Annotated in this window: 19 protein-coding genes; 10 read left to right on the top strand and 9 right to left on the bottom strand. The window is 45.2% G+C overall.

What is annotated here, in order from left to right:
• From AACT21_RS11730 to AACT21_RS11755, 6 genes are all read left to right on the top strand, one after another.
• Positions 1-691: NAD(P)/FAD-dependent oxidoreductase (locus tag AACT21_RS11730; protein ID WP_176430187.1), on the top strand; the 691-nt coding region annotated here is incomplete at its 5' end.
• Positions 691-1,431: a DUF1365 domain-containing protein gene (locus AACT21_RS11735; RefSeq protein ID WP_019281994.1), complete on the top strand. Its 741-nt coding sequence runs from the start codon at positions 691-693 to the stop codon at positions 1,429-1,431. The genes AACT21_RS11730 and AACT21_RS11735, both read left to right, overlap by 1 nt.
• 57 nt (positions 1,432-1,488) lie before the next feature.
• Positions 1,489-2,736: an SAM-dependent methyltransferase gene (locus AACT21_RS11740; RefSeq protein ID WP_094147161.1), complete on the top strand. Its 1,248-nt coding sequence runs from the start codon at positions 1,489-1,491 to the stop codon at positions 2,734-2,736.
• Positions 2,736-3,233, top strand: a complete 498-nt coding sequence (locus AACT21_RS11745) for a DUF2878 domain-containing protein (protein ID WP_013857163.1) — start codon at positions 2,736-2,738, stop codon at positions 3,231-3,233. The genes AACT21_RS11740 and AACT21_RS11745 overlap by 1 nt, the downstream gene beginning before the upstream one ends.
• Entirely contained in the window at positions 3,211-3,789 is a 579-nt protein-coding gene (locus AACT21_RS11750) for a chalcone isomerase family protein (protein ID WP_094163833.1), read from the top strand. Before AACT21_RS11745 ends, AACT21_RS11750 begins: the two co-directional genes overlap by 23 nt.
• On the top strand, positions 3,786-4,313 hold the full coding sequence (locus AACT21_RS11755) for a DUF3833 domain-containing protein (RefSeq protein WP_094125207.1): 528 nt from the start codon (positions 3,786-3,788) through the stop codon (positions 4,311-4,313). The genes AACT21_RS11750 and AACT21_RS11755 overlap by 4 nt, the downstream gene beginning before the upstream one ends.
• 44 nt (positions 4,314-4,357) lie before the next feature.
• On the opposite strand, the gene AACT21_RS11760 is transcribed toward AACT21_RS11755, so the two are convergent.
• Both AACT21_RS11760 and AACT21_RS11765 read right to left on the bottom strand, forming a co-directional pair.
• Positions 4,358-6,652: a YgiQ family radical SAM protein gene (locus AACT21_RS11760; RefSeq protein WP_094163835.1), complete on the bottom strand. Its 2,295-nt coding sequence runs from the start codon at positions 6,650-6,652 to the stop codon at positions 4,358-4,360.
• 261 nt (positions 6,653-6,913) lie between these two features.
• Positions 6,914-8,521 (bottom strand): trypsin-like serine protease, encoded by a 1,608-nt coding sequence (locus tag AACT21_RS11765; RefSeq protein ID WP_094163837.1) that lies wholly within the window; start codon positions 8,519-8,521, stop codon positions 6,914-6,916.
• Positions 8,522-8,901: 380 nt separating this feature from the next.
• Here AACT21_RS11765 and AACT21_RS11770 point away from each other — a divergent pair, with 380 nt between their 5' ends.
• The 3 genes from AACT21_RS11770 to AACT21_RS11780 all read left to right on the top strand — a co-directional run bounded on the left by AACT21_RS11770 (position 8,902) and on the right by AACT21_RS11780 (position 12,397).
• A complete protein-coding gene (locus AACT21_RS11770; RefSeq protein ID WP_094163839.1) occupies positions 8,902-11,376 on the top strand; it encodes a sensor domain-containing phosphodiesterase in 2,475 nt (824 codons plus the stop codon).
• Positions 11,377-11,446: 70 nt separating this feature from the next.
• On the top strand, positions 11,447-12,127 hold the full coding sequence (locus AACT21_RS11775) for a hypothetical protein (protein ID WP_017047761.1): 681 nt from the start codon (positions 11,447-11,449) through the stop codon (positions 12,125-12,127).
• A 69-nt stretch (positions 12,128-12,196) separates the two neighbouring features.
• Positions 12,197-12,397 carry a DUF4250 domain-containing protein gene (locus AACT21_RS11780; protein WP_010316942.1) on the top strand — a complete coding sequence of 67 codons (201 nt, stop codon included), beginning with the start codon at positions 12,197-12,199 and terminating at the stop codon, positions 12,395-12,397.
• A gap of 73 nt (positions 12,398-12,470) precedes the next feature.
• Here the strand turns inward: AACT21_RS11780 and metR are convergent, their stop codons facing one another.
• A complete protein-coding gene (gene metR, locus AACT21_RS11785; RefSeq protein WP_094163847.1) occupies positions 12,471-13,382 on the bottom strand; it encodes an HTH-type transcriptional regulator MetR in 912 nt (303 codons plus the stop codon).
• Positions 13,383-13,692: 310 nt separating this feature from the next.
• Here metR and metE point away from each other — a divergent pair, with 310 nt between their 5' ends.
• Positions 13,693-15,987, top strand: a complete 2,295-nt coding sequence (gene metE, locus AACT21_RS11790; protein WP_094163841.1) for a 5-methyltetrahydropteroyltriglutamate--homocysteine S-methyltransferase — start codon at positions 13,693-13,695, stop codon at positions 15,985-15,987.
• A gap of 91 nt (positions 15,988-16,078) precedes the next feature.
• Here metE and AACT21_RS11795 read toward each other — a convergent pair whose 3' ends face one another.
• The 6 genes from AACT21_RS11795 to AACT21_RS11820 all read right to left on the bottom strand — a co-directional run bounded on the left by AACT21_RS11795 (position 16,079) and on the right by AACT21_RS11820 (position 19,798).
• Positions 16,079-16,468, bottom strand: a complete 390-nt coding sequence (locus AACT21_RS11795; protein ID WP_094163843.1) for a GspS/AspS pilotin family protein — start codon at positions 16,466-16,468, stop codon at positions 16,079-16,081.
• Position 16,469: 1 nt separating this feature from the next.
• Positions 16,470-16,766 carry a YciI family protein gene (locus AACT21_RS11800; protein WP_013857153.1) on the bottom strand — a complete coding sequence of 99 codons (297 nt, stop codon included), beginning with the start codon at positions 16,764-16,766 and terminating at the stop codon, positions 16,470-16,472.
• A 90-nt stretch (positions 16,767-16,856) separates the two neighbouring features.
• Positions 16,857-17,258 (bottom strand): acyl-CoA thioester hydrolase YciA, encoded by a 402-nt coding sequence (gene yciA / locus AACT21_RS11805; protein ID WP_013857152.1) that lies wholly within the window; start codon positions 17,256-17,258, stop codon positions 16,857-16,859.
• Positions 17,259-17,389: 131 nt separating this feature from the next.
• Entirely contained in the window at positions 17,390-17,956 is a 567-nt protein-coding gene (locus AACT21_RS11810) for a septation protein A (protein WP_017042013.1), read from the bottom strand.
• A gap of 102 nt (positions 17,957-18,058) precedes the next feature.
• A complete protein-coding gene (locus AACT21_RS11815) occupies positions 18,059-18,310 on the bottom strand; it encodes a hypothetical protein (protein ID WP_017044617.1) in 252 nt (83 codons plus the stop codon).
• Positions 18,311-18,538: 228 nt separating this feature from the next.
• Positions 18,539-19,798, bottom strand: a complete 1,260-nt coding sequence (locus tag AACT21_RS11820) for a dicarboxylate/amino acid:cation symporter (RefSeq protein ID WP_176430188.1) — start codon at positions 19,796-19,798, stop codon at positions 18,539-18,541.
• Positions 19,799-19,887: the final 89 nt, after the last annotated feature.

Here is a 19,887-nt window from a genome sequence, read left to right on the forward strand (position 1 = left end):
AGAGATCACTAACCGACCACAATGGTATGTGGTTGAAGGCGGATCGCGCGCGTACATCGAACCCTTGACGCAAGGTTTTAAAGATAAGATTCATCTTGATAGCCCAGTTACACAAGTCAAACGCAGCTCGGCGGGTGTCGAGCTCATTGTTAATGGGCAATCACACCACTTTGATCATGTGATTTTTGCATGTCACAGCGATCAGGCATTAGGTATGTTAGAGCAACCGACAGAGGCTGAGCAAGAAGTGCTCGGCGTAATGCACTATCAAGCCAATGAAGTCACTTTACATACCGACACATCACTGCTGCCTAAGCGAAAAGCCGCTTGGGCAGCTTGGAACTATTGGCTTGATGGCAGCCCAGATCAAGAATCGCGTTTACCAGCGCTGACCTACAATATGAATATCTTGCAGCATATTAAAGGCGCTCATACTTTTTGTGTATCGCTCAACAGCGGTGACCGCATTGCTGATGAGAAAGTTTTACGACAGTTTACTTATCACCACCCGGTATTTACCACGCAATCTATCGCGGCTCAGCAACGCAAGCCTGAAGTCAACGGTGTGAATAACACTTGGTACTGTGGCGCTTATTGGCGCAATGGTTTTCATGAAGATGGCGTGACCAGTGCGCTGGATGTGGTGACACAGCTTGAAGCGCAAGCGCAGCAGTTAAAAGGCGCGGCGTGATGGAGACGGAGCCCAACAGTTGTTTGATGGTTGGCATGGTACGTCATCGACGCTTTACTCCGATTGAACATGCGCTCAATTATCCACTGTTTATGCCGTGTATTGATCTCGATGAACTGGATCAACTGAGTGATTCAGTTTGGGGGTTTGGCGAAAAATGGTGGCACTGGGCGCGTTTTCAGCGCGCCGATTATCTTGGTGAAGGGGATTTAAAACAGTGCATACAAGATAAAGTTCATGAGCTGACGGGCGACCGCTGCTCTGGAAAGGTGATGGCAGTATGTCACCTTCGTTATTTAGGAATCTATTTCAGCCCGGTTAATTTCTACTATCTTTATGATCAACAAGGTGAATGGCAATACTTGTTGGCCGAAGTGAGTAATACACCTTGGAATCAACGGCACTACTACGCGGTGAAAGCACAAGCGGGAGAAGAGCAGCAACAGTGGCGTCATCAAAAGGCGTTTCATGTTTCTCCCTTCAATCCTATTGATCAGCAATATCATTGGAAGTTGAAGCCGCTTGGTTCGTCATTGAGTGTACATTTGGAATGCCATAAAGAAGGTAAAGTTTTCGATGCGACTTTATCGATGAAGGCACAACCATTTAATTCAAAAAATTTACTCAAGTTATTGATCAAAACACCCGTGATGGCCGTAAAAGTGACAATAGGTATTTACTGGCATGCTTTAAAGCTGTGGCTTAAAGGAGCACCTTTCTACTCCAATCCACATTCATAAATACGCAAGATCTACACAGAGACAGTGTCTAAATAACAATAACAAGGAGAACGCTCAATGCTTAATTCACAAACTCTCGCGTTGCCCAAGCAACTGACAGGGTTGCAAAAGAGTGCAAGAAGCTTCATTTTTCGCTGTCTACAGCGTTTAGACGTCGGCACTTTAACCATCATTGAAACCTTTTCCAATGAAGGCGCGTCCAGTCAGGAGACTTTTGGTGTACTTAAAGAGCATCAACCCCATGCAACGATTGAAATACATCATCCTCATTTTTATGCTCGTTTATTAAAAGGGGGTAGTATTGCAGCGGGTGAAGCTTACATGGATGGTTGGTGGGATAGCCCGAATTTGACCAGCCTAATGGAACTGATGGCTCGTAATGTCAGTGCATTAGATGGCATTGAAGCTCGCAGTAGTGTGTTGACCAAACTTTTTTATAAAGTCAGCCATTGGCTCAACCGAAATTCAATCGATAAAGCCAAAGAGAATATTCATGCCCACTACGATCTAGGCAATGATCTCTACCACACCTTTTTAGACAGTAATATGCTCTATTCCAGCGCGTTGTTTCTGCATCCGGATGAAACGTTAGAGCAGGCGCAAATCAATAAAATGGAACGTTTGTGCCAGCAGTTGCAACTCAAAGCAAGCGACCACGTGATTGAGATTGGCACCGGTTGGGGTGCGATGGCGATTTACATGGCCAAAACTTACGGCTGTCAGGTCACGACGACGACCATTTCTGAAGAGCAGCATTACTACACCGCACAGCAAATAGAGCGGCAGGGGCTGGAGAGTCAAATCACCTTGCTTAAGCAAGATTACCGCCTGCTACAAGGTCAGTACGATAAATTAGTCTCGATAGAGATGATCGAAGCGGTCGGTAAAGAGTACCTCGACTCTTATATTGAAAAGTGCCAGTCACTACTAAAACCCAATGGTTTGATGGCGATTCAAGCCATTACCATTGCTGATCAACGTTATGATTATTACAGCAATAATGTCGATTTCATTCAGAAATACATTTTCCCCGGCGGTTTTTTACCCTCAATTACTGCATTGACAACGGCGGCGACACAGCACAGTGATTTAGTGGTTCGCAACCTGTTTGATCTTGGTCCTGACTATGCGCATACGCTTGCTCATTGGCGTCACCGTTTTGAGCTTGCAAAACATCAGGTTTCACAACTTGGGTATGATGAGCGATTCACGCGTATGTGGCGTTACTATTTCTGCTACTGCGAGGGTGGATTTTTAGCAAAATCCATCAGCACTGTACATATGACTTTGCAAAGACCGATGTAATGAAAACGCTGTTTGCTGTCTCTCTTTGGTTTCAAGCGATCTGGTTTGTTGCTGTGTTGGGGACAGAACGTTTGCAGTGGTTGGCATTGGCCATGATGTTAGCCGCATTGATTTTTTCCTTGCGGCACTTCTCTTACTCTTTGGAAAGGGTAATTGCCTTAACCATTGTGGGTATTGTTATCGATGCCCTTAATCAGTATTTCGGATTATTACGCTTTGCTACCAATGACTTTCCCATTTGGTTAATGGTGTTGTGGGGCGCTTTTTCTTGGTATGCCTCCCATTTAGTGGTGCTGATGAAACGTTATCCATCCAAACTCATTTGTTTGATGGTCGGCGTGTTAGGCAGTTTAAGTTATTGGGCGGCAGAACGTTTAGGCGCTGTACATTTTGATTGGCCATTGGGTTTGACTATGGCCATCTTGTGGCTGCAGTGGATGATGATCGGTGCATTGATACTTAGGGTATTTAGCGATGATGTTAGCAAAGAGAAATAGGCTAAGAAAATTCAACCTGTTACTGATAGTGATTGCCTTTCACAGCTTGGTGAATAACGCTTTTGCGGTGGTGGCAGACGATAAACTGACCGAGTGGCAAACTTGGCCAGTGATTGGCCAAGCGAATTTAAGCTGGTTATGGCTAGATATTTATTCCTCGCAGCTGCGTACTCCTTCAGGGCAGTACGAGCAAGGAAGCGATTTATCACCTCATCCCTTGGCGCTTGAAATTGAATATCAGCGCGACATCAGTAGTAAACAGCTGGTGGAATCGACCGCAGAGCAGTGGAAAAAACTCAAATTAACCGAGCAACAAATTGCACCGTGGCTGGTGCACCTATCGTCCATTTTTCCCAGCGTTACTGAGGGTGACCGCTTGATTTACACCTCCGATGGGCAGCAGGGCGCTTTTATTTTTCATCCAAAGAACGGTGTTCAAGCGCAGGTTGGTACAGTAGTCGACGAAGCGTTAAATGATGCCTTTCTCGCGATATGGCTGTCGCCACAGACGCAATACCCACACTTACGCAAACAATTGATAGGAATGCAACCATGAAAGCGATAGCCAGACGCAGTTATCTGTTACTTCTACTTTGGTTAGTGGGGTGCAGCGCTGATCTCACTCAATACCAATCCACGCAACCTAAGTTTGATCTATTTGAATACTTCTCTGGTCGAACGTTAGCATGGGGGATGGTGCAAGATTATACGGGGATGCAAACGCGTCGTTTCGAGGTTGCCATCGACGGAATAGTTGAGGGGAATAAACTCACTTTGGTTGAAGACTTCAATTTTGATGATGGTGAAAAAAGCCAAAGAGTATGGGTGATTGAACGTTTTGCTGATGGAAAATATATCGGCCAAGCGGATGATGTATTAGGCCAAGCCCAAGGGGAAGAAGTGGGTAACGCTTTGCGTTGGCAATATGATTTTTCCTTACCTTATGGTGATTCTACGCTAACCGTTACCTTTGACGACTGGCTTTATCGGCAAGATGAAAAGCGGGTGTTTAACCTGACTAAAATTAAAAAATTTGGTATCGAGGTCGGTAAACTAACGCTGTTCTTTGAAAAACAATAAGGCTCCTTTCGGAGCCTTATTGTGCTGATCATATGGCTTTGGAATTATCGCTGTTCTGCGCGTGGCGCTCTTGGTTTAGAGGTTTGAGCAAACGGTTTGCCTTTACTTGTCGGGCGAGAGTGTGCAGGTTTAGATGCACCGCCTTGGTTTTTCTTACCGTTGTCTGTCGCGCTGCTAGCGCGTGATTTGCTTGGTGAAGTAGCGCTCTCTTTACGCGGGTTAAGAGCATCAAAGCCCGGCTGAGTTTTGGTGTGTTTGGTCGCAAAACGGTTCGCTCCGTGACGGCCAGATTTACGACGCTGCGCAGGCGTGAGTGCATCGACATCATTCGCAGGCACTAAGCAGTTAGGTTTATCACCAATCAAATGCTTTTTACCCATGTTGATCAAGGCTTCACGGATAATCGGCCAGTTTAATGGGTCATGATAGCGTAACAGCGCTTTGTGCAGCCTGCGTTGACGCTCTCCCTTCGCGACAGTCACTTCTTCACGTTTTTTGTATTTCACCCGTTTGAGCGGGTTAGTCTCTGAGTAATACATCGCGGTTGCATTACACATTGGCGATGGATAGAAGTTCTGCACCTGATCACACTCAAAATTGTTTGATTTTAGCCACAGTGCCAAATTGAGCATATCTTCATCTTCCGTACCGGGATGCGCGGAAATAAAGTACGGGATGAGGTACTGTTTCTTACCTGCTTCAGCGCTGTACTTCTCAAACATCTCTTTGAAGCGATTATAGGTGCCCATGCCCGGTTTCATCATCAGATCGAGCGGATTCTTCTCGGTATGTTCTGGGGCGATCTTGAGATAGCCTCCTACGTGATGCGTGACCAATTCACGTACATATTCAGGAGATTCAATCGCCAAGTCATAACGCACACCAGAGGCGATCATCACTTTTTTAATGCCTTTGACTTTGCGCGCTTCACGATAGAGATCAATCGTATGTTTGTGGTCGGTATTGAGCTTATGGCAAATTCCGGGGAAAACACACGATGGGCGGCGGCAGTTCATCTCAGCTTTAGGATCACTACAACCTAAACGGTACATGTTCGCCGTTGGCCCACCCAAATCCGAAATGGTTCCAGTAAAGCCGGGAACTTTATCGCGGATCTCTTCCATCTCATTCAAAATCGACTCTTTTGAACGGTTTTGGATAATGCGCCCTTCATGTTCGGTAATCGAGCAGAATGAACAACCACCAAAGCAGCCGCGCATGATATTAACCGAGGTTTTGATCATGTCATAAGCAGGAATTTTACTTTTGCCATACATAGGGTGAGGCACGCGTGCGTAGCTCAGGCCAAACACGTAATCCATCTCTTCTGTGGTGAGTGGGATCGGGGCTTGGTTGACCCACAACTCACGGTCGCCATGGCGCTGGATCAGCGCCCGGCCAGAGTAGGGGTTGGTTTCTAAATGCAGTACACGGCTTGCATGCGCGTATAAAATCCGGTCATTATTTAGCTTTTCAAAAGCAGGCAAACGAACCGCTGTTGTCGCGGCATCATGGCGAGAAGGACGAATGGTGATTGGCTTCGCTTCGGCTTCTTTTTCTTGATTAGTTTCACACTGCGTTTCCACCGCGTAAGGGTTCACAGGAACAAACGCTTTACCCGGTTTCTCAATGCGTGATGAGTCAATGATGGTGTAATGCTCAGGCTCAGCGGCCAGGTTCACGGCCGTGCCGCGAATATTGGTCATATCAGCGATATTATCGCCATTGGCTAAGCGGTGCGCTACTTCAACCAATGCGCGCTCTGCGTTACCAAACAGCAGTATGTCAGCTTTGGCATCAAACAGCACAGAACGGCGCACTTTGTCTGACCAATAATCATAATGGGCAACGCGGCGCAAACTTGCTTCAATACCACCGAGTACCAGTGGCACATCTTTATAAGCCTCACGACAACGCTGCGAATAGACAAGTGTGGCGCGATCTGGACGTTTGCCACCTTCATTATTGGGTGTGTACGCATCATCATGACGCAATTTTTTGTCAGAGGTGTAGCGGTTGATCATCGAATCCATATTTCCGGCCGTGATGCCAAAAAACAGGTTAGGTTTTCCCAGCGCCATGAAAGCGTCTTTATTTTGCCATTGCGGCTGGGCAATGATCCCAACGCGAAAGCCTTGCGCTTCGAGTAAACGGCCAATGATCGCCATACCAAAACTGGGGTGATCCACATAAGCGTCACCCGTGACGATCACGATGTCACAGCTGTCCCATCCTAGGGCATCCATCTCCTTTTTACTGGTTGGCAGGAAAGGTGCGGTTCCAAAGCACTCTGCCCAGTATTTTTTATATTGATGAATAGGAGTGACGTTGCTGTGCATATTTTGACCTCTGATTAATGAGCCGCGCATTATAACGACTTGCACTGGTAGTATCTAGCGGAACATTGGCTTTGCGTTCTATTTATAAGGAGAACTATTAATAAATGGAGTTTTAAAGGATTTGCTTATCCACTGTCTTTAAAAATATCATCAACTTGCATCGTGGCTCCATGGTTGGCAGGCAGATTTGTGGCAGAAGAAAAGCAAAAAGCCGATTTCTTGTGTGAAATCGGCTTCGGAGGTCGCTTTCTTCTATTAAGGTTAGAGAGTCTTACGACGACGCAGCCAACCACAAGCGAATAATACAGTTAAAATAGCACCACCTAAGCTGCCTCCACCGCCGTTTGAGCGAGTATCAATCGGTGGAAGTGAGTCCAACAGCTGTGAGTCATAACTGAATTGGTTTAATATAGCTTTGCTCTGAGTATCATCACTAAAGTATGAACGTCTGTAAACTATCCTTACTTTGTTTGTATCCTCATACATAGAAAGAACTTCTGAACCATTCCAGCCGTTGTAGTAAGTCTTTTTGAGCTTACCATTTACATACACATCAGCAGTATCATGAACGCTGTTGGAAACCACCTGATAGTTAAACTTGAGTCGCCCTTTAGGCAAATTGTCTAACACTAAAACCGACTCTTGCCCTTGCTGTAAAGTAGGGGTTTGCAAACTGTCGCTTTGTACAGCCCAAGCATGATCATTTACATGTGTATTATGAGTTGGCAAATTGGTCAAGAGATTAACTATTGCTGCTGGTGCTGCTGCCAGAGCATCAAAATAACGCCAAGCATAGACGTGGCCACTGGTTACGCTACTTGAGTCAAATGACAGTTTGATATGACCTTGTGTTAGCGTTGTCACTTCATACTCGACATCAACATAGCAAGAATCGTTAGCCCCAAGAGTTATTGGACAAGTATTGTTGATGGTACCAATTTGAGTACCTGTTGAACCTGTAACAATTAGATTGGTTAAGTTGAATGTATTTAAGCTCGTATTAGTGAATATAAATTTTTGAGAATCTCGACCAGCACGTACAATTCCAAGATCTTGTTTCTGGCGATATGAAAGGCCTAAACGCTGATCGGCAAGCCAATCAGTGAAAGCACTGAGTTTTGTATACACGCCAGGCTTATTCGCTTCTGCACAGCTGCTGCCCCAGCTAACAACGCCCATCTGTCTTATGCCGTTATTGGTTTGGAAAAAAATTGGACCACCGCTGTCACCATCACAAGAGTCTTTACCCGCTACACCTGCACAAAATACGTTATTGCCTTGTGTTGTATAACTACCACCTTTAGTGCGGCATTCCTCAATTGGCATGAAGGGAACATTTACCTGATGTAAAATTTTTGGATAATCGCCAGTTTTCGCATTACGAGCACCAAAACCGATAACAGTAAGTGGATCATCCTTGCTTAGCTCGTCAAAATCGTCAGATAGTGCAATTTGGCTAGATTGATTTAATACAGGGATGTGCTCAAGTACTAGTACCGCAATATCATTTCCAGCTTGTGCGTAGGTATAAGAGTCATGGACATAGATTTGTTTTACTTGGATACGCTCGGCTGCATTGATGTTGTCCATATTAAACGCCCCCACTATTACATCGAGTGTGGCAGGGTCTTTTTTGTCAACACAGTGTGCGGCAGTTAAAACGTAGCGTTCGCCGATAAAACTACCACCGCAGAATGCACTACTTCCATTACGTTTTGTGAGCGCCACCATATATGGCCATTGGCTTGGATTTGCCGCTTCTCCACCAATAATACGGTTTGATATTCCAGATTCCGTTCCAGAAGCACTGAACTGAAAAGATGTAAACAGAAGCGCTCCTAGCGCGACTGAAAAAAGGGGTTTGTTCATGAGTACCTCGGATTAGTTTTTCCAGCACCTCTTGGGTGTGGGAACGGTACCATATAGTGGCTAATGAATCTCGTCAATCAATGATAATTATCATATCGACAATATATATTAATCAGATAAGGCAAGTTAATGTATTTCAGTAGCTTACAAAATGAACCAATTGGTCATTTTGTATCCATTATTTTCTTTCGATTACGATAGTTCTAGGCTACTCCTTTTGAGGTGTATTGATGTTCGGCGTTTTTTATATGGCTTGTCTGGCCTAAAATAATAAATAAGCAACTGCATTTACATCATTAGTGCTAACTCACGGCTTGTGATTAAGTTTTGCTCTATGCTGTGCCATTAATGGTAAATCATTTGAATGAGTTGGAGTCTATATGACACAGGTGAAGTCTCAAGAGCTACGAGAAAAGGCAGTGCTTCGAGAACCGCCAGTGGCTCGATATGATGCGATTGATTGGTCGTTTAACCTGACGACTTCCGAGTTTATTTGTGATCTGAAAGCGGCGAATGCGTTATTTCATTCCAGTGTTTCGATAGCCAATATCCAAGAACTCTTGCTCTATATGACGCCGAGCAAAGCTGCAGAGATGAAGCGCTGCTTCAAGTATGTGATTGAAAGTGGCAAAAACCATGCTTTAAATTGCAACCTTGTTATTTCGGATCAGGCGTTAACTTATGTGGAGATTTTTATCGAGCGTACTTCTCTCACGCAGTTGCAAGGTACGATTCGACCGCTGCTCAAACTGGAATCATTGCAAGAGGTGGCCAAGCTTTTTGAAGGAGTGTTTGATAATACACATCATGGTTTGATCCTAACCGACGATCAAACGCGGGTTTTGGCTTGTAACCACTATTTTGAGCAGCATTCAGGTTTCAAACAAAATGAGCTACTTGGATTAAAAGCCAACCTATTTAATGCAGGCAAGCATTCCAAAGAGTTTTACCAATCGATGTGGCATGACATCAACACCAAAGATCATTGGAGCGGTGTCATTCTCAATCGTCGGGCATCTGGGCTGGTTGCACCACAAGAATTAACTATTCAAAAAATAGTACTGCAAGATGGCCGAGTGTTCTTTGTAGGGATGACGCTTGATTTAGCCGATAATCTTCACCGCGTAGCCGATACGGCACTTGGGGATATCGATCTTTTGACGCAACTGCCTACCGAACAAAAGTTTAAAGCCTTGCTTGAAACATATTGCATGGAGTACCCCAAAGGCCAAACACAAATTGTTTTGGCTTTTCAACCTGCGTTTGAATCAGATCGACACCATGTAGAAACTTTAATGCTTTCCAGTTTTTTGGCGCGCTGTAAAGAAGCTAAGTTGGTGGGCTATGTGGGAAAAGATATTTATTTAGTGAGTTTGAGTTGTTCAGAGTGCCAAAAAAACACAGATTTTCGTCTCATCCAGCATGCGATCCGTCGCTTTATGAAAGAGTTAAAGAACGAATCCAGCTCACATACCGCGATTATTAATGGCCGAATTGGTGTGTCTGTTTTAGGGTTCGATGCAAAAACGCCAGCTCGAATGGTGACGCATGCGATGCAAGCAATGCTTGAACAACATGCAGGGGAAGCGCGTAACATCAGTTTCTATCACAGTGAAATACATCAACAAGTGAAACGTAGAAAAAACTTGGAAGACAGAGTCGCTAAAGCGATTGCGCAGAAGGACTTGGAGATACACTACCAACCGATTGTCGATACTAAAACATGGAACATTGCGAAATTCGAAGCGTTATGCCGTTTTAAGCCTGTGCCCGATTTACCTTTTACCACGCAAGAAATGATTGGTATCGCGGAAGATCTGGATTTGATTACCGAGCTTGATCGTTGTGTCAGTATCTTGTCTTTGCAAGATTTACCCAAGATAAAAACCTTGTTTGGCCAAGGTGTTGGGGTAACGATCAACCGCTCTTTCAATACCAAAATGGATGCGACGCAGATTTTAACCAATACCATGGAGATCATTGATCGCTACACGGATACGCCTCAATCAGTCACCATTGAGCTAACCGAAAGCGCCTATTTTGATAGTCAATCTCATCAGGTTGATGCCCTCAATGCTCTTCGATCGCGTGGCGTAACGGTTGCGATTGATGATTTTGGTACGGGTTATTCCTCTTTTACCTACCTCAGTGATTGCAATTTTGATTATTTAAAAATAGATCGCGAGTTTGTCACAGACATTCAGGTCAACAGCAATAAGTACAGCATTGTTAAAATGATCACTGAGCTGTCGCACACACTCGGCGTGAAAGTGGTTGCTGAAGGGGTGGAAACAGAGCATGAGGTTTGGGTGCTTAAATCATTGGGCATTGACTACATACAAGGCTATATTTTTTCAAAACCACTACCGCTTAAGGAACTGGTTCGGGCCAAGGAGTATCGTAACCGTTTTGCGTATTCAGGCGCTAAAGTGGAACAAGAGCGAAAGCCCAACTGTTTGCTCAATCTGTTCAAAGAGGGGAAACCACATTTGGATCCCAGTGAGCCAATCTCTCTTGCTTATCAGTATATTAAAGCGACTAAAGTTGATGTGCTGCCAGTCGTCAATCAAGGAGAGTGTGTCGGCATCGTCGATGTGGCCTCACTCAATTTATATCTGACGCCGAACATGGGGACCGATCTTGAAACCACGCGTGAAGCGGCTGTATGGCGTAAGCCCGTGAATCAGATCATGAAATTTCATTTCACTCAGCTTGACGCGTACACCGAGCTGAATCAAGTGGTGAATTTGATCGAAAAAGGACATGCGTTTCCATGGGTACTGGTCGATAACACTCGTTACAAAGGCTTATTGACTCAAGCGGACGTGCTGAGGTATTTGGCCGAAAGTCAGTAACCTTCTCTGGGCATCCGCGCTTACTCTTTGCTATTATCGCGCCCAGATGTTTCCAGATGATGTTTAGATTATGATTCAAACCTTACTTTCTGTTTTTTCACCCATGCTGCTCGGTGCGCAAATCTTACTGACGTTAGTGCTGGTCAAAGGGGATATTTGTCCTGGACAACGTGGCCGTATTCATCGCGTCTTGCCAGCCATTGGTGTGCTTTGGTTGGCAGTGGCTTCACTAAAAATTGAAGCCTTTTTGGTCGTCTTTTCCATCTTCTATTTCTATTCACAAGTTCAAACCAAGAAAACTCGAGATGAAGGCCCGTTATGGGCACTGTATTTGGCGAATGGCCTTGCCTTGGCTTATGTCGCGATTCAGATATCAGAGCAGGGTCATTGGTCAGCTTCTATCGCCATGTTGCTGTTGGTTGGTTTGTTGGGCGCGAGTTTCTCGCACCTTTTACTAACGATAGCGCGCTCGCGTTTACAAGCTTTCCATCGAGTTCTACCCGTTGTGGGCATTCTCTGCTCGATGGGCATCGCTTTATGCGTTGTGCCGCACGCGTACGGGTTAGATGACGAAACGTTGGCTCAAGCAACATTGCCGTTACTAACGACATTCGGTTTCATGATTGCAGGTATTATCGTGTGGTGCTGGCATATCTTGTTTGCCAAAAGCGCTGAGAAAATTCAATTAACGGCAGCCTTGTTATTGATGCTGGCAGCCAGTATTTGTTTTCAAGGTTTGTTTAATCTCTAGACCTGGGTCACTCTTTAGTGCGAATTTTACCGCTAGTCTTTAGTGGTCTCTTTGCTATAGGAGTGAGCCATGGATTTGAGTAACGTCAGCCGTTTTGATAGCAATATATTACTTGGCATCGTCAATGAGAAGCTACGCTTAGAGTGTGACAGCTTCGAAGAGCTTGCCAGTATGTATGAAATGGATAGAGAAAATGTAGTCGGTAAGCTGGATGTTTTAGGTTACCAATACGACCCACTGACCAACCAATTTAAAGCGAACCAACGCTAGTGCTAAGCAGCGTGCAGTGACAGTTAACCAACCGCACTGTCATTCAAATAGCCATGTCGACACGACGAATAGTTTAAGCCATCTTGATCCCGTCAAGGTGGCTTTTGCATTGTTGGCGCGCGGTGGCAAAAAAAGCTTGTAAATAGTGGCGATCTTTTTCGCTGTGGCGTGTTGCGGCAAATAGTCGACGCCATAAACCTTTCCCTAGTGGCTTGCTGGTAATAAGCCCCTGCCTAGAGAACTCGCTGATGGCCCAATTTGGCAATGCTGCCACACCTAATCCAGCAGAGACCATTTGTACTAGCATCAAAGTGTTGTCGGCTTGTTTCCACTTCGCGGGTTCAACACTAGCAGGTTGTAGAAAGTGTTTCACCACATCCAAACGCTGCTTTTGTACGGGGTAAGTGAGCATCGTTTGTGAGGAGAGATCCTCTGGTTCAATCACCGATTTTCCTGCAAGTGGGTGAGTTGTAGAGGTGATAAGGCGCATTTCAAAATCAAAGAGTGGTTCGTAATGTACCTCTGAGCGAGGCAAAATATCGGAAGTGATGACCAAATCAAGTTCGCCGGCCAGCAATGCGGGTAAAGGTTCAAAGCCAAAGCCGGACGAAAAATCTAACGTCACACTTGGCCAAGCAAGCTGGTATTCGCGCAGCGCTGGCATCAACCATTGAAAGCAAGAGTGACATTCAATCGCCATGTGTAAGCGCCCATTGACGTCTTCTTTCAAACTGGCTAAATCATTTTCAGCTCTGGCCAGCTTTGGCAGGATCTCGTCAGCCAGTTTCAGTAGGATCTCTCCTTCTGAGGTAAATTTCACTGGGCGAGTTTTACGTAGAAACAGTGGCCCGCCAATGCGTGTTTCGAGATCTTTAATTTGATGTGAAAGGGCCGATTGCGTCAAATGGAGCGCGGTAGCGGTTGAGGTGAGTGAGCCACTGTCCCTTAAAGAAACTAAAGTCTTCAGATGCTTAAGTTCAATCATTGCCATTATTTTCCTTCATTCCTTTGAGAGAACGCTGGTTAATACCATATCGTGGGTTGCATCAACACGGTGACCATTCTGCTGTTCTGAGCTAAGTTACGCTTTTAATATGGAGCTGTAAACATCTAGACGTCTATTTATCTTGATGTCAATTAAAGCTCTCTGCAATCAACATGAATTTTTTTAATAAACAAGTTGAATAATTGCACCTTGTCTGTGGGTCAGTTTAGATGGATAGTCTAGCCATCCAGACATCTTTATCTCATGCGATAAAGAATCAGACACGATCAACAGCAAAAGGACTAGGGACATGGCAACGACGACTCACATCTTAGGTTATCCACGCATTGGTGAAAAACGCGAACTGAAATTTGCGTTAGAAAAATATTGGCGTGGCGAAAGCGATCAAGCGCAGTTATTGCAAGTGGGGCATGACATTCGTCAGAAAAACTGGGCTGAGCAGCAACAAGCGGGTCTGAGTTTTTCAACCGTAGGCGATTTCGCTTGGTACGATCACGTACTCACAACCACATTGCTCCTTGGACACGTTCCTAAACGTCATAAAAACGGCTTTCCTGATTTAGATACACTCTTTCGCGTTGGACGTGGTCAATCACAAGCGGGTTGCGGCTGTAGCGGAAGTGCAGCTTCTGATATGACTAAATGGTTTAATACCAATTATCACTACCTTGTGCCGGAGTTCAGCCAAGACGATACGTTCGAAGTCAGCTGGCCTCAACTGTTTGAGGAAGTCAATGAAGCGTCGAAAGCAGGCCACCAAGTTAAGCCTGTACTGCTTGGCCCGCTGAGCTACCTCTACTTGGGTAAAGAGGTCGAAGAGGGATTTGATCGCCTGACCTTACTGCCTCGTTTATTGACCGCTTATCAAGCAATTTTAGCTAAGCTTGCTAAACAAGGAGTGGAATGGGTACAAATCGATGAGCCTATTTTAGCGTTAGAGCTAGAATCAAAGTGGCAAGATGCATTTAAGTTGGCTTATCAAGTGATCGCTGGTGATGTAAAACTGTTACTGACTACTTATTTTGATTCGGTGCTTGATACGCTCGATAAAATCATTGAGCTACCAGTAAATGGATTGCACATCGATCTCTCCGCTTCTGCCGATCAATTGAACGCGGTACTAGAGAAATTGCCAAAAAATTGGGTACTTTCGGCAGGTGTGGTCAATGGACGCAATGTGTGGCGCGCCGATCTTGCGACGTTATTGGCTCGTTTACAGCCAGTGAAGCAGCAACTGGGGGATCGTCTGTGGATTGCGAGCTCGTGTTCACTCTTGCATAGCCCGGTCGATTTAGATCTTGAGCAGCAGCTCAGTGATGAAGTACAAAGTTGGTTTGCATTTGCCAAACAAAAAGTGACAGAAGTTGCTTTATTTGGTAAGGCACTGGACGGTGATGACGCGGCGATTCTGGCCTGTGAAACTTATAGCCAACCGATACTTGCACGTAAAACGGCAACTCACGTTAATAAACCGCATGTACAGGCGAGAGTCAACAGCATAACGGCGGCACTCTCTGAGCGCAGTGCACCTTATTCAGAGCGCGCTCATCACCAAGCTGAAGTGTTAGGGTTGCCATTTTTGCCAACGACAACCATAGGCTCATTCCCTCAAACGAGTGAGATCCGCCATCAGCGCAGTGCTTACCGCCAAGGTAAACTGGCACACGCTGATTATATCAATGCATTGAAAGGGCACATTGCCGATGCAGTAAAACGTCAAGAGGCACTTGATCTCGACGTGTTAGTGCACGGTGAAGCTGAGCGTAACGACATGGTGGAGTACTTTGCCGAAAACTTAGCCGGTTTCCAGACTACGCAATTTGGCTGGGTGCAAAGCTACGGCTCACGCTGCGTAAAACCGGCTATCGTGGTGGCCGATATAGAACGTGAAAAACCGATTACGGTGGAGTGGTCTACTTATGCTCAATCATTGACTGCGAAGCAAATGAAAGGAATGTTGACTGGGCCTGTAACGATTTTATGCTGGACGTTTCCTCGTGAAGATGTTTCTCGTCAAACCATCACTCAGCAGTTGGCTTTTGCTTTGCGTGATGAAGTGGCAGACCTGCAGCAAGCGGGCATTAACATCATCCAAATTGATGAACCTGCGATTCGTGAAGGGTTGCCATTGAAGAAGCGTGACCATCAAGCATATCTGGCGTGGGCGGTTGAGGCATTTAAAATTGCGGCGGCGAGTGCGAAACCCGAAACGCAGATCCACACTCACATGTGTTACAGCGAATTTAATGAAATCATTGACTCAGTAGCGGCACTGGATGCCGATGTGATTACGATTGAAACTTCTCGCTCGAATATGGAACTGCTCAAAGCGTTTGAAGAGTTTAACTACCCGAATGAAATTGGCCCAGGTGTGTACGATATTCACTCGCCAAACATTCCCTCTCAAGAGTGGATTGAAGGTTTGTTGCGTAAAGCGGCGGAAAAAATTCCAGCAGAGAGATTATGGGTTAACCCTGATTGCGGCTTAAAAACGCGCAATTGGAATGAAGTGGAGGCAGCACTGACCAACTTAGTGTCAGCAGCTAAAGCGCTGCGCAAAGAGCTTAAACCCCAGCAAAGTTAAGCCACATTAATCTTGACAGAGGCCTCAAATGAAGCCTCTGTTTTTTCCGAATAAAGTGGTTGATGAGTGGTCATCACTAATAAGGGGAGGACTATTGTGCCGAACAAGTTGCTTTACTAATGAATTGGTCCACAACAAGTTGGCCCCGCGTATTGCGCATTTTAATTCGATAAGTTAAGCCGAGGTCGAGGTTAGCGCGTGTGGTTGAATCCGAGCAGTAGGTATTGATGCTGGTTTTCACCACTTGATCAATCGGCTTTGCTCCTTTTTGACCCTCATTGTAAATCATCATAATTTCCACCGTACTGCCTTTAGCACTGGCACGCATCACGGACAAAGGACCAAACTCTAAGGGTAACTCAGCGCTAATCACATTCGCGCGATTACTGGCTACGGCTTCCAAATATTTTTGCTGATCACCATTCGAGCTACAACCCACCAGTACCAGCGTTGTAAACAGAGCACAGAGAATGACTTTCATCTTAAAACACTTTCTTGAAGGGTTTAACGATAACATGTTGATACACACCGGCAGCAACATAAGGATCGGCATCCGCCCATGCTTGAGCTTGTCTTAAAGAATCAAACTCAGCGATGACCGTTGACCCCGTAAACCCAGCTTCTGCTGGATTCTCCGAATCAATTGCTGGCATTGGCCCTGCGGTTAATAGACGACCTTCATCTTGCAAGGTTTGTAAGCGCTCTAAATGTTGTGGCCGGACACTCATGCGTTTTTCCAACGAGTTTTCTACGTCTTGAGAGAAAATAACGTACCACATATTGATATCCTTATTGTTTGATAATGAAGTCGAGGCCTTACTGTACTGAAACTGGCGCGTATTGAAAGCAACCAAACTGAATTTCTGTGATCAGTTGCTAGGCTTAATCGGTCGAGGGCGGCCATCGGTATCAATGGCGACATAATTGAAGGTTGCTTCACATACTTGGAAACGATCTCCTACGCTGTCGTATTTGATGGGTTTTACCCATACTTCAAGATTGACGGACATTGAAGTGCGGCCAATTTTGGTGCATTCACCATAACAACACACCACATCACCTACCTTGACGGGTTTTTTAAACGTAATGCTAGAAACAGACACAGTGACAACGCGGCCAAATGAGATCTCTTTGGCTAAAATTGCGCCAGCCAAGTCGAGTTGAGACATGATCCAACCGCCGAAAATGTCACCGTTGGCGTTAGTATCTGCTGGCATGGCTAAGGTGCGTAGCAATAATTGGCCTCTTGGGGCGCTATTTTCCTGATTCATTTTTCGACATCCACAACAACAAAACAGCGACCAAAGTGGTCGCTGAAAAATAGGAACGGATTATACCAAAGACAGCCTGTTTTGCACTCAAAGAGTCCTCTGAATGAATCCTAGCGAGAAGGTTAGTGCAATCAGTGCTCGTGCGAGGAGGGTTTGCTCTCGGAAACTTGCTTCTCTTTTGGCAGGTGTTTGTAGATAAAAACGCCCGTTAATAAGGTATAAACAAAAGTTGCGGCTAATAAGCCAAATACTTTGAAGTTGACCCAAACATCCAATGGTAGTTGATATGCAATGTAGATGTTTAGTACAGCGCAAACGCTGAAAAAGAAAACCCACGCCCAGTTGATTTTTGCCCATACGTGTTCAGGTAAGGTTAGCTCTTTGCCAAGCATTCCTTTAATGGCTGATTTGCCCATGATGTGGCTGATGGTCAAGCCCAAGGCAAACACAACGTAAACAATGGTGACTTTCCATTTAATGAAATTGTCATCGTGAAAGAAAATCGTCATACCACCGAAGATAGTCACCATCAAAAACGTGATGATCTGCATTTTTTCAACTTTCTTATACAGTGCGTAGGTCAGGGCAATCTGTACCGCACTGGCCACGATAAGTGCCCCTGTGGCGACATAGATGTCGTACATCTTGAAAAGGGCAAAAAAGATGATAAGTGGTATAAAATCAATAAGTTGCTTCATTCGTATTTATGCTTCCGATTTAAACGTTGCGCACAGTCTAACCAAAACCGTGTCAGAGCTAAATAGAAAGAGACAATTCGAAACAAATTAACTAGAAATGGATCAGCGTTCCCAGCCGCTGGTTTCAAGTTGTGGTATTGCTCGTTTCATATCTTCTAAATAGCCTTCACTTTTTAAATTGGCGACAGCTATCTGCAATTCTTCATCTGTCATTGAAAAACAGGAATCTTTGCCAGTAATTAAGCCTAGATATTGGTGGTATTCAAATTCACTGAAATGGCCAATCCGATCGATAACCAATTCTCGGATCCCGTGGTGAATCAAACCATAATAAGTATCACGATGAATATCCATTACTCATACTCCAAGTCGATTCGTGCTAACGCCAAAAGTTTGCCGCTGCTATGTGGCACGAAAGAGGTGTCGTTTATTATAGCAATCGCAATGCCAACTTTATCGTCAGTCACAGGGCGCTTTAATGATTAACTTTAGTATGAGAACTGTTTTTTTTGCAAATTGCGATGCAAAAAGAAAGCCGCATAGGATGCGGCTTGTATTGGATCAATGATGCTCTGTGATGAGTTAGGCTTTTTGCTGCTCCAATGAGGCCTCAGTGGCTTCTTCTTCAATCAAAGCATCAACAATAACGGCACACGCGGCATCCCCTGTGATGTTGAGCGCGGTACGGATCATGTCGAAGATACGGTCTAGGGCGAACAGTAGTGGCAAACCTTCAATTGGAATTCCAGCCGCTAGCAAAACGGCCACTACAAGGAAAGAAGGACCAGGAACACCTGCCTGACCGACGGCGCCCAGTGTCGCTGTTACGATGATGGCAATGTAAGCGCCCATCGAGAGATCAATATTGAATAGCTGTGCGAAGAAAATCGCAACTAAACCGTAATAGATGGCGTTGCCAGACATGTTGATGGTGGCACCTAACGGCAGAACAAAGGCGGCCGTTGAGTTGCGTACGCCAAGGTCGTGTTCTACGGTATCCATAGTGACAGGGAGTGTCGCCATTGATGACGCGGTTGAAAGGGCTACGGCTTGAGGCTTTTTCATCGCAAGGATAAATTTCTTAGCCGACGTTTTGGTTAAGACCTGAATCATCAGCGGGTAAGCAATAAAGCCGAAAATTAAAATGGCCGCGACATAAACCAAAAAGAGTTTAAACACCACCATCAGTGCACCAAAACCAAACGTGCCGACGGCTTCAGCCATCAAACCGAATACACCGATAGGCGCGATGATCATCACTTTGTTGATCATCCACACCATGGCATCAACAATGGTGTTTACACCATTGATGATCGGGTCACGTTTTTCTTTGCTCTGTTTAGAAATGGCAATGCCAAAGAACAAGCAAAAAACAAGGATTTGTAGAATGTTGGCATTATTCAGTGATTGGAAAACGTTGGTTGGGATCATACCCGTAATGGTTGCCCAAAAAGTAGGTAGTTCACCTTTTGCTGCGTATTCGGCAGAAAACATACCTTCAACGCCCGAAATATCGACGCCGATACCCGGTTGGAAGACTTCGCCCATTACCAGTGCCAGCGTTACGGCGAGTGCGGAAGTGACCGCAAAAAAGCTGAGTGTGACAAAACCGACTTTACCCGCCGCGTGGCTATTACCAAGGCCCGCAGCACCGGAAATGAGCGCAACGGCCACCAGTGGGATCACCAGCATCTTAATTAGGTTGATAAAAATGACACCCAGTGGCGAAAAGACGGCCGCATCGTGTCCCATCATGGCACCAACGGCAGTACCAATGATCATTGCAATGACGACTTGCACGCCAATGTTGCTTAACAAACTCTTTTTGTTTAACACTTCCATAACCTCTGTGCTAATTAATTGTAAATTCCTAGTGTTACCCACTACATAAATATCAATCGGTGGATAAATATTTCGACTAGCTTTTTACA

The sequence above is a fragment of the Vibrio sp. V08_P9A1T1 genome (genome assembly GCF_963874405.1).
In the GTDB taxonomy this organism is placed as follows: Bacteria; Pseudomonadota; Gammaproteobacteria; order Enterobacterales; family Vibrionaceae; genus Vibrio; species Vibrio anguillarum.

Excerpts from the sequence above, each read along its gene's own strand:
- AACT21_RS11810 (WP_017042013.1), bottom strand. The coding sequence starts at position 17,956 with ATGAAGCAACTTATTGATTTTATACCACTTATCATCTTTTTTGCCCTT.
- AACT21_RS11820 (WP_176430188.1), bottom strand. The coding sequence starts at position 19,798 with ATGGAAGTGTTAAACAAAAAGAGTTTGTTAAGCAACATTGGCGTGCAA.
- metE (WP_094163841.1), top strand. The coding sequence starts at position 13,693 with ATGGCAACGACGACTCACATCTTAGGTTATCCACGCATTGGTGAAAAA.
- yciA (WP_013857152.1), bottom strand. The coding sequence starts at position 17,258 with ATGAATCAGGAAAATAGCGCCCCAAGAGGCCAATTATTGCTACGCACC.
- AACT21_RS11780 (WP_010316942.1), top strand. The coding sequence starts at position 12,197 with ATGGATTTGAGTAACGTCAGCCGTTTTGATAGCAATATATTACTTGGC.
- AACT21_RS11800 (WP_013857153.1), bottom strand. The coding sequence starts at position 16,766 with ATGTGGTACGTTATTTTCTCTCAAGACGTAGAAAACTCGTTGGAAAAA.
- AACT21_RS11765 (WP_094163837.1), bottom strand. The coding sequence starts at position 8,521 with ATGAACAAACCCCTTTTTTCAGTCGCGCTAGGAGCGCTTCTGTTTACA.
- AACT21_RS11740 (WP_094147161.1), top strand. The coding sequence starts at position 1,489 with ATGCTTAATTCACAAACTCTCGCGTTGCCCAAGCAACTGACAGGGTTG.
- AACT21_RS11750 (WP_094163833.1), top strand. The coding sequence starts at position 3,211 with ATGATGTTAGCAAAGAGAAATAGGCTAAGAAAATTCAACCTGTTACTG.
- metR (WP_094163847.1), bottom strand. The coding sequence starts at position 13,382 with ATGATTGAACTTAAGCATCTGAAGACTTTAGTTTCTTTAAGGGACAGT.
- AACT21_RS11760 (WP_094163835.1), bottom strand. The coding sequence starts at position 6,652 with ATGCACAGCAACGTCACTCCTATTCATCAATATAAAAAATACTGGGCA.
- AACT21_RS11745 (WP_013857163.1), top strand. The coding sequence starts at position 2,736 with ATGAAAACGCTGTTTGCTGTCTCTCTTTGGTTTCAAGCGATCTGGTTT.
- AACT21_RS11755 (WP_094125207.1), top strand. The coding sequence starts at position 3,786 with ATGAAAGCGATAGCCAGACGCAGTTATCTGTTACTTCTACTTTGGTTA.
- AACT21_RS11735 (WP_019281994.1), top strand. The coding sequence starts at position 691 with ATGGAGACGGAGCCCAACAGTTGTTTGATGGTTGGCATGGTACGTCAT.
- AACT21_RS11775 (WP_017047761.1), top strand. The coding sequence starts at position 11,447 with ATGATTCAAACCTTACTTTCTGTTTTTTCACCCATGCTGCTCGGTGCG.
- AACT21_RS11795 (WP_094163843.1), bottom strand. The coding sequence starts at position 16,468 with ATGAAAGTCATTCTCTGTGCTCTGTTTACAACGCTGGTACTGGTGGGT.
- AACT21_RS11815 (WP_017044617.1), bottom strand. The coding sequence starts at position 18,310 with ATGGATATTCATCGTGATACTTATTATGGTTTGATTCACCACGGGATC.
- AACT21_RS11770 (WP_094163839.1), top strand. The coding sequence starts at position 8,902 with ATGACACAGGTGAAGTCTCAAGAGCTACGAGAAAAGGCAGTGCTTCGA.